Source organism: Hymenobacter terrestris (assembly GCF_013377905.1).
In the GTDB taxonomy this organism is placed as follows: Bacteria; Bacteroidota; Bacteroidia; order Cytophagales; family Hymenobacteraceae; genus Hymenobacter; species Hymenobacter terrestris.
On sequence record NZ_JABKAV010000087.1, the window covers coordinates 1 to 11,323 of the forward strand.

An 11,323-nucleotide genomic window follows, 5' to 3' on the forward strand; every position below is an offset into this window, starting at 1 on the left:
CCGGGCGGCGCGTGGCGCTTGGGGAGAAAAGATGTCTTCAAAAAACCCTTTAAACGGGGGGGCGGGGCAAACCCCCGCCCTTACATCGTGCTGTTACGTACTCTCTCTACAATACATGTATATGGATTGTAAGGGGTATGAAACTATGGGGTTCGGCTGGTAAAAGAGGAATTATATCGAAAATAGGGGTGTAAAATAAGGGGGGGGGTGTGATATTTTTTATACTTGGGTCGTATATTTGTCCCTACTTATAAGCACTACACTCTCAGATCTTCTTCCGCGTAATTCGTTTCCCTAATGGCCATTCTCCGCTTTAAAGCTCTTGAGCAAGTTACCCAACGCCAGCCACTGGCCGTCGTGAACACCGGAGAGCGGCGTTCCGACAGCTTCGGCAAAAACGTCTTCAACCTCGACGCCATGCGGGCGACCATGCCTGGCGAGTATTTCAAAAAGCTCCAGGCCGCCGTGAAGCAGGGTAACCCCGTGGAGCGCAACGTGGCCGACGCCGTGGCTTCGGCCATGAAAACCTGGGCCATGGCCAAGGGCGCCACCCACTACACCCACTGGTTCCAGCCCCTGACGGGTGCCACGGCCGAGAAGCACGACTCGTTCTTCGACCTCAACTCCGACGGCCGGCCGGTTGAAAACTTCAAGGGTTCGGCCCTGGTGCAGCAGGAGCCCGATGCTTCCAGTTTCCCCAACGGCGGTATCCGCAACACCTTTGAAGCCCGCGGCTACACGGCCTGGGACCCCACTTCGCCCGCTTTTATCATCGAAACCGGTGGGGCCAAAACCCTGTGCATCCCCACCATTTTCGTGGCCTACACCGGCGAGGCGCTCGACTACAAAGCCCCGCTGCTTAAGTCGCTGGCCGTACTCGAAAAGGCCGCCCTCGACGTGTGCCATTACTTCGACAAGGACATAGTCCGCGTTACGACGACGCTGGGTATCGAGCAGGAGTATTTTCTGGTTGATAAGGCCCTTTATGCCGCCCGGCCCGACCTGATGATGACCGGCCGGACCCTGTTCGGACACTCGCCGGCTAAAGGCCAGCAGCTCGACGACCACTACTTTGGCTCGATACCGGCCCGGGTGCACGCCTACATGCTCGACTACGAGGAGGAAGCCAACAAGCTCGGCATTCCGCTGCGCACCCGCCACAACGAGGTGGCCCCGCACCAGTTCGAGTGCGCCCCCACTTTCGAAGACGCTAACCTGGCCGTCGACCACAACCAGCTGCTGATGGACGTGATGGCCCGCGTGGCCGACAAGCACGACTTTAAAGTGCTGCTCCATGAGAAGCCGTTTGCCGGTGTGAACGGCTCGGGTAAGCACAACAACTGGGCCCTGAGCACCGATACCGGTGTTAACCTGCTTTCGCCCGGCCGCCGGCCCAAGGAAAACCTGCAGTTTCTCACCTTCTTTATCACCACCATCAAAGCCGTGCACCGCCACGCCGATTTGCTGCGCGCCAGCATTGCCTCGGCCAGCAACGACCACCGCCTGGGCGCCAATGAGGCTCCGCCGGCCATCATGTCGGTGTTTGTGGGCTCGATGCTCGATTCGGTGATGAACGAGCTGGAGCGCACGGCCAAGGTGCCGCTCGACAAGGGTGACAACATCTACCTCAAGCTCGGCATTGATAAGATTCCGGCCATTCTGCTCGACAACACCGACCGCAACCGCACCTCGCCTTTCGCCTTCACCGGCAACAAGTTTGAGTTCCGGGCCGTGGGCTCGTCGGCCAACAGCTCGTCGGCCGTTACCACGCTCAACACCATCGTGGCCGATCAGCTCATCGACTTCAAGAACTCGGTTGACCAGCTGATTGCTGATGGCCGCAAGAAGGAAGTGGCCATTGTGGAAGTGCTGCGCGAGTACGTTATCAGCTCCAAGGCCATCCGCTTTGAGGGTAACGGCTACTCCGACGAGTGGAAGGAGGAAGCTGCGGCCCGCGGCCTAAGCAACGTGCCCACTACGCCCCAGGCTCTCGATGCCATCGTTACGCCCGAGTCGGCTGCCCTGTTTGAGCGTCACCGCATCTACTCGCCCGTCGAGCTGCACGCCCGCCACGAGATTGTGCTGGAAGACTACGTGAAGAAAATTCAGATTGAAGGCCGGGTGATGGGCGATTTGGCCATCAACCACATTGTGCCAACGGCGCTGGCCTACCAAACCAAGCTGGTAAACAACGTGCGCGGCCTGCGCGAGCTAGGCCTCGACGACGAATACACCAACGGCACGCTCGATACCATCAAGTCCATCTCGCGCCACGTAGCCACCATTAAAACCCAGGTAGAGGAGATGGTGAACGCCCGTAAAGTGGCCAACAAAATCGACGGTACCCGCGAGCAGGCCCTGGCCTACTGCGACACCGTGAAAGTGCATTTCGACACCATCCGCCGCTCGGTAGACAAGCTGGAATTGATGGTGGACGATGAGGACTGGCCCCTGGTAAAGTACCGCGAACTGTTGTTCCTGCACTAGCGCCAGGGTCAGAGTCGGGCCGGAGTTGGGTGGGAATTTTTCTCCGCGCCCCGATCTTAGAAAGGCCGCATCCGGGGGATGCGGCTTTTTTTTATGGGGGCAAACCAGGGAGGGAAGGCAGCGTTATGCAAAAGGCGCGGGCTGCCATTTAGCGGCTGTAATGCTCTTCTGCCGCTTGATAAAAAGTATTGAAGCGCTGGTTGGCGGCATTCTTAGCCACGTGAGCCCAGCGCGTCATTCATCAGCTTTACAATCGTGGCCTGATTTCGGCCGGAACGGAGTTGTCTGCCGGTGTGGATGTAGCTGTGACTGCCCCAGGAATAACCGTCGCGAATGTCGCGGAAGTGCAGCGAACTGGCTGCAACCGTCAGCTAAAAGCTTCTATCAGAATCAATAAGCTGTTCCAGAGTTGCCCGTCGGCACCTTATTAAACGCTGCAAGTCCAACGGCTTTCCAGCGGCCAGACGGGTTGGCTCAGCGGCTGGTTGAGGAGGTTTCTGGGTTACAGGGATATAGGGCGAAAGAGGGAACAGGGCCAGCATAAAGTGGCCCGGAAGTGGTGCTGTTACTGCGGCTACACCGCCACCCCCCGTTGTGCTTGCCGCAGCCAGGCTTTGGCCTCGTCTATGTCGCCGAACATCTTCATTTCGAGCCGGCCGCCAAAGCCCATGTGCATGGCCTCAGCCGAAATAGCCGCCAGCGCCTCGGGGCTGACAACGTGGGCGAAGTGCGTAAGGCCCTGGGCCAGGGCGCGCGGGGCCCAGTCGGTTACAATCCACTCAACGGCATGGTCCCAGGGGCCTACAACCTCGCGGTTATCGTTGAGCAGATAAGGGCAGTTGTGCGTACGCAGGGGAACCAGGCAGGCATCGGCTCCGGCCACTATACCTGCGTAGGTTTGGTAGCCCACCCAATTATTGTACACCCACTCATTGGCTTGCTCGTAGGCAATCGTCAGGTATATTTTGCCAAAGCCGTTGGTAAGTTCTTGCATCATGGGGCGGAGAGCGGGACCACTGAATGGGGTGAGCCACCCAAAAATGCGGAAATAGTAGCAGCCTGCCAAATACAGCCTGCCACCCCCGCCGCTTAGTAGCTGATGCTTAGCCTGAAGTAATAAATGCAGTTCCGGCAGCCAGAAAGGCAGCCGCCGTCCGGCTGCTTCAGGCAAACGGGACCAGAGCGGCCAGTAGCGTAGTGGTAATGCGGTGCCACTGCGGATAAGGCCAGTTGATACCGGCAGCAGTACCCGCGTGGTCGATGTCGCGGCGGGCAGTGGCTACCCAGGCCAGCAGCACGGCGCGGGCCGGCAACGGCTGGCCCGAGTGTAGCGCCCCGGGCCATTGCGCGGCGGGCCAAGAGTCCAGCAGGTATTCGGCCTGGTTGGCAATGCGGGCCAGACGGGCAGGGGTATAGGGGTCGGTAGAAGGCAGATGCCGCGCACTACGGTACAGGTTGCGCAGCGCAGCGCAGGCGGGCGGAAGCAAGGTTGTTGGGCCCGCTTCCGGGGTAGTATCTTTTTTCATGCGGGCCAACGTACGGACCGGTTTCAGGAGTTGGATTTCCTGTCAGGACCCATAAAAGATAAAAAATAAATAAAAATACTACAAGGAATTATTCGCCTCGCCGGCCTGTTTAAGGCCGGTCCGGGCCGAAATTTTTGGGGGCAGTTCGTGGTCGTCGGGCAATACTTCGACGCTGCTGCCGTGGTCGGGCGCAAGGCGTTTCCAAGTGGCAGTTCGCAGCTCATCGAGGCGCCGGAGCGTGTCCTGCACGGTGGCATGCTGGCCCACTTTTTCGAACAGGCCCGAGCTGCGGCCGACTTTCAGCAGCTGCTCGATAACCAGCGGCAGCACCCAGCCTACCACACTCGACGCCAGTGCCCCGCGCAGGCCTAGGCGCAGCAGTAGCCGGGCAGCCATACGTTCGAGCAGCAGTGCCCGGGCCACCGGCAGCGCCTTGCCCACCAGAAAGTCGCGTACCAACTCGCCGTTGCCCTTCACTACTTCGGCCCGCAGCACGTCCTGCACCGCATCGAGGGCCGAGCGGGCCGCTTTGCGGAACAGCAGGCCGGTTTGCCAGGCAGCCAGCCGGCCCGTTTGCCCGGCCGCACGCAGAAACGGAGGGAGATGGAGCGGATTTTTCATAGGGTGATTAGAAGAGCGGCTAGCTGGGTGGGCCGTCAGGTTCAGCAAGCCCAGCGGTACCCAAAGGCGCGGTTTCTGCGTAAAGTTCAGCTTACGCTTTGCCCGGCCCACGGTTGCCGGCCCTCCTGTACTTTATTGCCATGAACACTATTGTTATCAAACAGGCCGGCGGGCCCGAAAGCCTAACGCTGCAAACCCGGCCGCGCCCCGTGCCCGGCCCTGGCCAGGTGCTGCTGCGCGTGGCCGCTGCTGGTGTAAACCGGCCTGATGTGCTGATGCGCCAGGGCAAATACGCCGGTGCGGGTGATGTAGTCGGCCTCGTGCCGGGCCTCGAAGTGGCCGGCCACGTGGAGGAATGCGGTGCGGGCGTAACCCAATGGCAGCCCGGCACCGCCGTGTGCGCTTTGCTGGGCCAGGGCGGCTACGCCGAATACGCGGTGGTGGAGGCCGGCCACTGCTTGCCCATTCCGGCCGGCCTGAGCCTCACGGAAGCCGCCAGCCTGCCCGAAACGGCCTTTACCGTGTGGCACAACGTGTTTCAGCGCGGCGGGCTGCTGCCCGGCGAAACTCTGCTGGTACACGGTGGCAGCAGCGGCATTGGGGTGCTGGCCGTGCAGCTGGCCCACGCCCTGGGCAGCCGGGTAATGGCCACAGCCGGCTCAGCCGAAAAGTGTGCCGCCGTGGCCCGCCTCGGGGCTAATACCGTAATCAATTACAAGGAAGAGGATTTTGAAACCGTGGTAGCTGCCGCCGGCGGGGCCGATGTGATTCTGGATATGGTGGGTGGCGACTACACGCCCAAAAACCTGCGCCTGCTGCGCGATGATGGCCGGCTGGTGTTTATCAACGCCATGCAGGGGGCCAAAGCCGAATTCAACGCCCTCGACCTGATGCGCCGCCGCCTCACCATTACGGGCAGTACGCTGCGGCCCCGTTCGGCCGAGTTTAAGGCGGCGCTGGCCCGCGAGGTGGAGCGCCATGTGTGGCCGGTAGTAGCGGCCGGCCGGCTGCTCCCCATTATCGAGCGCACCTTTCCGCTGGCTGAGGCTGCGGAAGCCCACCAGCTGATGGAGAGCAGCAGCCACATCGGAAAAATCGTGCTGCTGGTGCAGTAGCGGCGCTTCCGAAACTTTCAACCAACAAAAGGGTCTTGCTGCCGTTAGTCTTCTGCTAGGCTACGGTTGAGCTTGTTGAGCCCTCCGATTTCTGAATCACCAATTACCTATGAATACCGCACTTCTGATTGGGGCCACCGGCCTCGTGGGCGACTACTTGTTGCGGCAGCTGCTCGCCGATGAGCAGTGGCAACACATCAAAGTTTTCACCCGCCGGCCCACCGGCTACCAGAACCCGCGGCTGGAGGAGCATACCGTTGATTTCGACCAGCCCCGCACCTGGAATCACCTGCTGCAGGGCGACGTGCTGTTTTCGAGCCTGGGTACCACGTTGGCCCAGGCCGGCAGCCAGCAGGCCCAGTACCAGGTCGACTATACCTACCAGTATCAGGCCGCTCAGGCGGCGGCCGAAAACGGGGTGCAGGCCTACGTACTGGTGTCTACGACCTGGGCCGATGCCGAGGCGCTGCTGTTCTACAGCCGCATGAAAGGCGAGCTGGAGCGCGATATTAAACGGCTGCCTTTCCATCGTATTCGCATCATTCAGCCCGGTATTCTGGCCGGGCCGCGGGCAGAAACCCGGCCGGCCGAAAAAGTGGGCCTCTGGCTGGCTACGGCCGCCAGCGCGATGCCGCTACTGCACAGCTACCGCCCTATCCATGGCCGCACCGTGGCCCGCGCCATGCGCCTGGCCGCTCTCGATGAAACCCCCGGCGTACAGACCGATACGTTGGAAGAAGTATTCATTCGGGCAGGAAAGGCGTAAATCCACGCCCAAAAGCTGTGTAGAAGCCGGCCACCCGGCTGCGGCTTCTGCCAATCAGCGGGCCAGGAAATTGGGCACTATCTGCAGAGAAACCGGCTTGGGCACCGTGGCCGTATGGCCGGTTGCCGTGAGCAGGCCGGTTTGGGCATCCACGCGAAACGAAACGAGGGAGTTGGAATTCTGGTTGGCTACCAGCAGCAGGCGGCCGTCGGGGCTGAGGGCAAAGTTGCGGGGCGTCTGGCCCTGGGTGTTCATGGTTTGCAGCAGGGTCAGGCGGCCATCTTCGGTGGCTACCCCGAACACGGCCAGGCTGTTGTGGCCGCGGTTGGAGCTGTACACGAACCGGCCGTTGGGTGCCACATGAATATCGGCAGCGGTGTTGGGCGCGGCGAAACCGGCCGGCAGCGCCGATAGCGTATTGACTTCGGTGAAGGTGCCGGCCGTGGCATCGTAGCGAAGGGCCGTAACGGTCGAGGTCAGTTCGTTGGCCAGGTAGGCCCAGCGGCCGTTGGGGTGGAAGGTGAGGTGGCGGGGCCCCGCGCCGGGTTGGGCAGTAAAGGCCGGCGTAGCCAACGGTTGCAACTGGTCCCTTGTCACATCGAGCCGGTAGCCTACCACCTTATCGGTGCCTAAATCAACGGCGAAGGCGAACTGGCCGGCCGGATCGGGCACAATGCAGTGGGCGTGCGGTTTTTCCTGCCGCTCCCGGTTCGGGCCCGAGCCCTGGTGCGCAGCGGTAGCCGCGGCCGGACTTAATTGCCCGTTGGGGGCCAGAGGCAGCAACGCCACGTTGCCGCCGGTGTAGTTGGCAACCAGCGCGACTTGATTGTCGGGGCTTAGGCTGAGGTAGCAGGGGGCGGCCCCGCCCGAGGCCTGCCGCCCCAGAGTCGTCAGCTGGCCCGTTTGCTGATTGATGCCAAAGGCACTGACGAAGCCGCTGGCTGCTCCTTCGAACTGGCCCACTTCGTTGGCAGCGTACAGGTACTGGTGGCGGGAGTCGAGGGCGAGAAACGACGGGTTGGGCCCGGCTTTTTCGGCTCGCAGCCGGGTTAGCGCCCCCGTGCTACTTACCCGGTAGAGGAAAATGCTTTCGGCCTCTGCTTCAGCGTAGGTGCCCACGTACATAAGGTAGTCGGGCGGGGAGCTGGCGGGCAGGCGCCCCGCGCCGCAGCCCGCCAGCAGCGGTAAGCCAGCCAGCGCCAGGGCGATGAATTGCAGGAAATTACGGCGGGAAAAACCGGCAGAACGCATAAGGCAAGCGGAAAAAATGCTGAACGGCGGTCAAGATAAGTATCCTGCTTCCATGAGGGCGGGGCGTAGGGCGCGGCGGGTTTGCGCCCGCCTGCTGCCACGGCCGCCCGCTTGGCCGCTGCCCGGTAGCGCGTACCTTTGCCGTAACGCGCAACTTTCGCCCGCGGCCCCCGGTTTTCCTCCTATGAACAAGACGTATTGCCCCAGCCTGACCGAGTATAAGCGCCGCCTAAGCCGCGAGGTGAAGATTGGCGACCTGCCCATGGGTGGCCTCAACCCGATCCGGGTGCAGAGCATGACCACCGTGGACACCATGGACACGCTGGGGTCGGTAGAACAGACGCTGCGCATGGTGGAGGCCGGCTGTGAGTACGTGCGCATCACGGCCCCCAGTACCAAGGAGGCCCAGAACCTGCTCGAAATCAAGAAGGAGCTGCGCAAGCGTGGCTGCACTGTGCCGCTGATTGCCGACATCCACTTCACGCCCAACGCCGCTGAACTGGCCGCCCGCATTGTGGAGAAAGTGCGCGTAAACCCCGGCAACTACGCCGATAAGAAGAAATTCGACCTCATCGAATACACCGATGCCAGCTACGCGGCCGAGGTAGACCGTATTCGCGAGCGGTTCCGGCCGCTGGTGCAGATCTGTAAGCAGTACGGCACGGCCATGCGCATCGGCACCAACCACGGCTCATTGTCAGACAGGATACTAAGCCGCTATGGCGACACGCCGCTGGGCATGGTAGAGTCGGCGCTGGAGTTTTTGCGCCTCTGCGAGGAGGAGAACTACTACGATGTGGTGCTGAGCATGAAGGCCAGCAACACCCAGGTAATGGTGCAGGCCTACCGCCTGCTGGTGCAGAAACTCGACGCCGAAGGCCTGCAGCCTTACCCGCTGCACCTGGGCGTAACCGAAGCTGGCGAGGCCGAAGACGGCCGCATCAAAAGCGCCGTAGGCATCGGCACGCTCCTCGAAGACGGCCTCGGCGACACTGTGCGCGTTTCGCTCACTGAAGCCCCCGAAGCCGAAGCCCCGGTAGCTAAAGCCTTGATTGACCGCTACACCCACCGCGCCGAGCAGGCAGATTATATTCCAGATTTAGCTGTTAGCTCAAAGCTGTTAGCTGATAGCTCTCCGTTGAACGAAGCTGACAGCCAACCGCCAACAGCTAACAGCTCAGAGAGCCCCATCAATCCGTTCCAATACCACCGCCGGGTAACCCGCGAGGTGCTGAACTTCGGGGGGCTGAACGTGCCGCGGGTGGTGGTGGATTTTGCACGGCTGCCAGGGCTGGAGTACGCCGATTTGCGAGCCGCTGGTCATCTGTATTCGGCTTTTCTGGACAAGTTTCAGATGAGTGATTTGGGGGCCGACTACCTGTACTCGGGCCAGCGGCCGGTGCCGTTTATGCTGCCCAACGGCCTGCGCGAAATGGTGGACTACAGCGCTTGGCTCGATGCCGGCCAGCGCCCCGAGCACTACCCCGTGCTTACGCCGGCCGAATACGCCGCCGCCGGGGCCCGCCACCCCGCCCTAAACTTCGTGTTTCAGAACCTGGCCTCGCTCACGCCGCCCACGCTGGCCCAGCTGCGCGACGATACCACGGCCGTTATCATTCTCTACACCGATAACGCCCACGCCATGCCCGAAATCCGCCGGGCGTTCTTCGAGCTGCTGAACCACGACGTGCTTAACCCGGTGGTCATCAACCGCCAGTACCCGGCCCTCACGCCCGAGCAAACCCAGCTCTACGCCGCCACCGACGTGGGCGGCCTGCTGCTCGACGGCCTCGGCGACGGCGTGGTACTGAGCACCGAACTGCTGCCCGAGCGCCCGAAAGCCGAGTGGCTCACGGTGCTCGACCAGCTCAACCAGCTCAGCTTCGGCATCCTGCAGGCCGCCCGCACGCGCATGAGCAAAACCGAGTACATCAGCTGCCCCAGCTGCGGCCGCACCCTGTTCGATTTGCAGGAAACCACCGCCATGATTCGCCAGCGCACCGACCACCTCAAGGGCGTGAAAATCGGCATTATGGGCTGCATCGTGAACGGCCCCGGCGAAATGGCCGACGCCGACTACGGCTACGTGGGTGTGGGCAAGGGGAAAATTGCGCTCTACCGCGGCCAGGAAGTCATCAAGAAGTCGGTGCCCGAAGCCCAGGCCGTCGACCAGCTCATCGACCTCATGCGCGAGGACGGCCGATGGGTGGAAAAGGAGTTTCTGGAGGAGCCGGTGGGGGTATAGTGACAAATACTTTTGTAATGCTGAGCTTGCCGAAGCATTTCTACTGCTTCATTGTAACGAGTGGGTTACTAACAGTAGAGATGCTTCGGCAAGCTCAGCATGACTTGCTAGTTTACTTGAATTTTTATGGAAGACTTTACTATTCAAGGAATAGACGCATTTCTAACAATAAGCTTAACTGAAGTATATGGCTTCCCTGATGAGACTTGTCATTGGGGCGGATATGATGCTCGTGCTGCTATAAAAATTCAGACAGGTGGCTTTTCTGTGAATGCTGAATTTTGGACATCCACAGGTGAGCTTTCTGAATTGTATCGTCAATTATCTGACTCCAATGAGCAAGTTGCCGGAGCAATAAGTTTTCGGTCTTACGAGGAACATTTGAATTTCACAGCCCATTATAATTCCTTGGGACACGTTATTGTCGCCGGTACATTTTCAGAGCAAGACCTTTCGGATAATAAGCTTCAGTTTGAAATACAAACTGATCAAAGCTACATACAAGCTACACTTATTGAAATGAAGAGACTTGTAGCCAAATATGGCGGAATGAAAGGTGTCAAATCTTAAAAGCATCCGCGCCGCTCATCTGTCCTCTCTTCCATGAAACTACGCGTGATTTTGACCGGGGCCACCGGCATGGTAGGGGAGGGCGTGCTACTGGAATGCCTGAACAATCCCGATGTGGAGCAGGTGCTCAGTATCAGCCGGCGCCCCAGCGGGCACACGCACCCCCGGCTGCGGGAAATCCTGCACGAGAACTTCCTCGACCTTGCGCCCATTGCCGACCAGCTGACGGGCTACAACGCCTGCTTCTTCTGCCTCGGCGTGTCGTCGGTGGGGCTGAAAGAGCCGGAGTACCGCCGCCTGACATACGACCTCACCCTGCACTTCGCCCAAACGCTGCTGGCCCGCAACGGCCCCGACCTCACGTTCTGCTACGTGTCGGGCGTGGGTACTGATTCTTCGGCGCAAGGCCGCCAGATGTGGGCCCGCGTGAAGGGCGAAACCGAAAATGCGCTGTTGGCGCTGGGATTTCGGGCGGCTTACATGTTCCGGCCTGGCTTTCTGAAGCCTACGCCCGGCCAGCAGCACGTGCTTTCCTATTACAAGTACCTGGGCTGGCTGTATCCGGTGGTGCGGGGGCTGGCGCCCCGCTACGCCTCTACGCTGGCCGAACTGGGGCAGGCTATGCTGCACGTAGCACAGCGCGGCTATACGCGGCCGGTGCTGGAAGTGCCCGATATGGTGGCGTTGGCCAACGGATAACAGCCCAAGTCGCGAAGAACGACGTAGGGGCGGGGGTTTTGCC

10 protein-coding genes are annotated in these 11,323 nt (G+C 60.8%); 6 read left to right on the plus strand and 4 right to left on the minus strand.

All coding sequences use genetic code 11. From position 1 onward, the window contains the following. The first annotated feature begins 297 nt into the window (after window positions 1–297). A complete protein-coding gene (locus tag HW556_RS16885; protein WP_176901296.1) occupies window positions 298–2,487 on the plus strand; it encodes a glutamine synthetase III family protein in 2,190 nt (729 codons plus the stop codon). A 574-nt stretch (window positions 2,488–3,061) separates the two neighbouring features. Here the strand turns inward: HW556_RS16885 and HW556_RS16890 are convergent. The 3 genes from HW556_RS16890 to HW556_RS16900 all read right to left on the minus strand — a co-directional run bounded on the left by HW556_RS16890 (window position 3,062) and on the right by HW556_RS16900 (window position 4,634). Then, window positions 3,062–3,484: an STAS/SEC14 domain-containing protein gene (locus HW556_RS16890; RefSeq protein ID WP_176901297.1), complete on the minus strand. Its 423-nt coding sequence runs from the start codon at window positions 3,482–3,484 to the stop codon at window positions 3,062–3,064. Window positions 3,485–3,650: 166 nt separating this feature from the next. Continuing rightward, a complete protein-coding gene (locus HW556_RS16895; RefSeq protein WP_176901298.1) occupies window positions 3,651–3,974 on the minus strand; it encodes a hypothetical protein in 324 nt (107 codons plus the stop codon). A gap of 117 nt (window positions 3,975–4,091) precedes the next feature. Beyond that, the gene (locus HW556_RS16900; protein ID WP_176901299.1) at window positions 4,092–4,634 is read right to left on the minus strand and encodes a hypothetical protein; all 543 of its coding nucleotides are present in this window, start codon (window positions 4,632–4,634) and stop codon (window positions 4,092–4,094) included. A gap of 140 nt (window positions 4,635–4,774) precedes the next feature. Between HW556_RS16900 and HW556_RS16905 the strand changes: the two genes are divergently transcribed. Both HW556_RS16905 and HW556_RS16910 read left to right on the plus strand, forming a co-directional pair. After that, a complete protein-coding gene (locus HW556_RS16905; RefSeq protein WP_176901300.1) occupies window positions 4,775–5,749 on the plus strand; it encodes an NAD(P)H-quinone oxidoreductase in 975 nt (324 codons plus the stop codon). 109 nt (window positions 5,750–5,858) lie between these two features. Continuing rightward, on the plus strand, window positions 5,859–6,515 hold the full coding sequence (locus HW556_RS16910) for an NAD(P)H-binding protein (RefSeq protein WP_246289704.1): 657 nt from the start codon (window positions 5,859–5,861) through the stop codon (window positions 6,513–6,515). Between the two features lie 54 nt (window positions 6,516–6,569). Here the strand turns inward: HW556_RS16910 and HW556_RS16915 are convergent, their stop codons facing one another. Further along, on the minus strand, window positions 6,570–7,766 hold the full coding sequence (locus HW556_RS16915; protein WP_176901301.1) for a lactonase family protein: 1,197 nt from the start codon (window positions 7,764–7,766) through the stop codon (window positions 6,570–6,572). A gap of 184 nt (window positions 7,767–7,950) precedes the next feature. Between HW556_RS16915 and ispG the strand changes: the two genes are divergently transcribed. The 3 genes from ispG to HW556_RS16930 all read left to right on the plus strand — a co-directional run bounded on the left by ispG (window position 7,951) and on the right by HW556_RS16930 (window position 11,280). Further along, window positions 7,951–10,011 (plus strand): (E)-4-hydroxy-3-methylbut-2-enyl-diphosphate synthase, encoded by a 2,061-nt coding sequence (gene ispG / locus HW556_RS16920; RefSeq protein ID WP_176901302.1) that lies wholly within the window; start codon window positions 7,951–7,953, stop codon window positions 10,009–10,011. A 126-nt stretch (window positions 10,012–10,137) separates the two neighbouring features. Next, window positions 10,138–10,581: a WapI family immunity protein gene (locus HW556_RS16925; protein ID WP_176901303.1), complete on the plus strand. Its 444-nt coding sequence runs from the start codon at window positions 10,138–10,140 to the stop codon at window positions 10,579–10,581. A 33-nt stretch (window positions 10,582–10,614) separates the two neighbouring features. Further along, window positions 10,615–11,280 carry a Rossmann-fold NAD(P)-binding domain-containing protein gene (locus HW556_RS16930; RefSeq protein ID WP_176901304.1) on the plus strand — a complete coding sequence of 222 codons (666 nt, stop codon included), beginning with the start codon at window positions 10,615–10,617 and terminating at the stop codon, window positions 11,278–11,280. Window positions 11,281–11,323 lie beyond the last annotated feature (43 nt).

Coding starts and splice junctions, on each gene's coding strand:
- HW556_RS16885 (WP_176901296.1), top strand. CDS start 298: ATGGCCATTCTCCGCTTTAAAGCTCTTGAGCAAGTTACCCAACGCCAG.
- HW556_RS16890 (WP_176901297.1), bottom strand. CDS start 3,484: ATGATGCAAGAACTTACCAACGGCTTTGGCAAAATATACCTGACGATT.
- HW556_RS16900 (WP_176901299.1), bottom strand. CDS start 4,634: ATGAAAAATCCGCTCCATCTCCCTCCGTTTCTGCGTGCGGCCGGGCAA.
- HW556_RS16905 (WP_176901300.1), top strand. CDS start 4,775: ATGAACACTATTGTTATCAAACAGGCCGGCGGGCCCGAAAGCCTAACG.
- HW556_RS16910 (WP_246289704.1), top strand. CDS start 5,859: ATGAATACCGCACTTCTGATTGGGGCCACCGGCCTCGTGGGCGACTAC.
- HW556_RS16915 (WP_176901301.1), bottom strand. CDS start 7,766: ATGCGTTCTGCCGGTTTTTCCCGCCGTAATTTCCTGCAATTCATCGCC.
- ispG (WP_176901302.1), top strand. CDS start 7,951: ATGAACAAGACGTATTGCCCCAGCCTGACCGAGTATAAGCGCCGCCTA.
- HW556_RS16925 (WP_176901303.1), top strand. CDS start 10,138: ATGGAAGACTTTACTATTCAAGGAATAGACGCATTTCTAACAATAAGC.
- HW556_RS16930 (WP_176901304.1), top strand. CDS start 10,615: ATGAAACTACGCGTGATTTTGACCGGGGCCACCGGCATGGTAGGGGAG.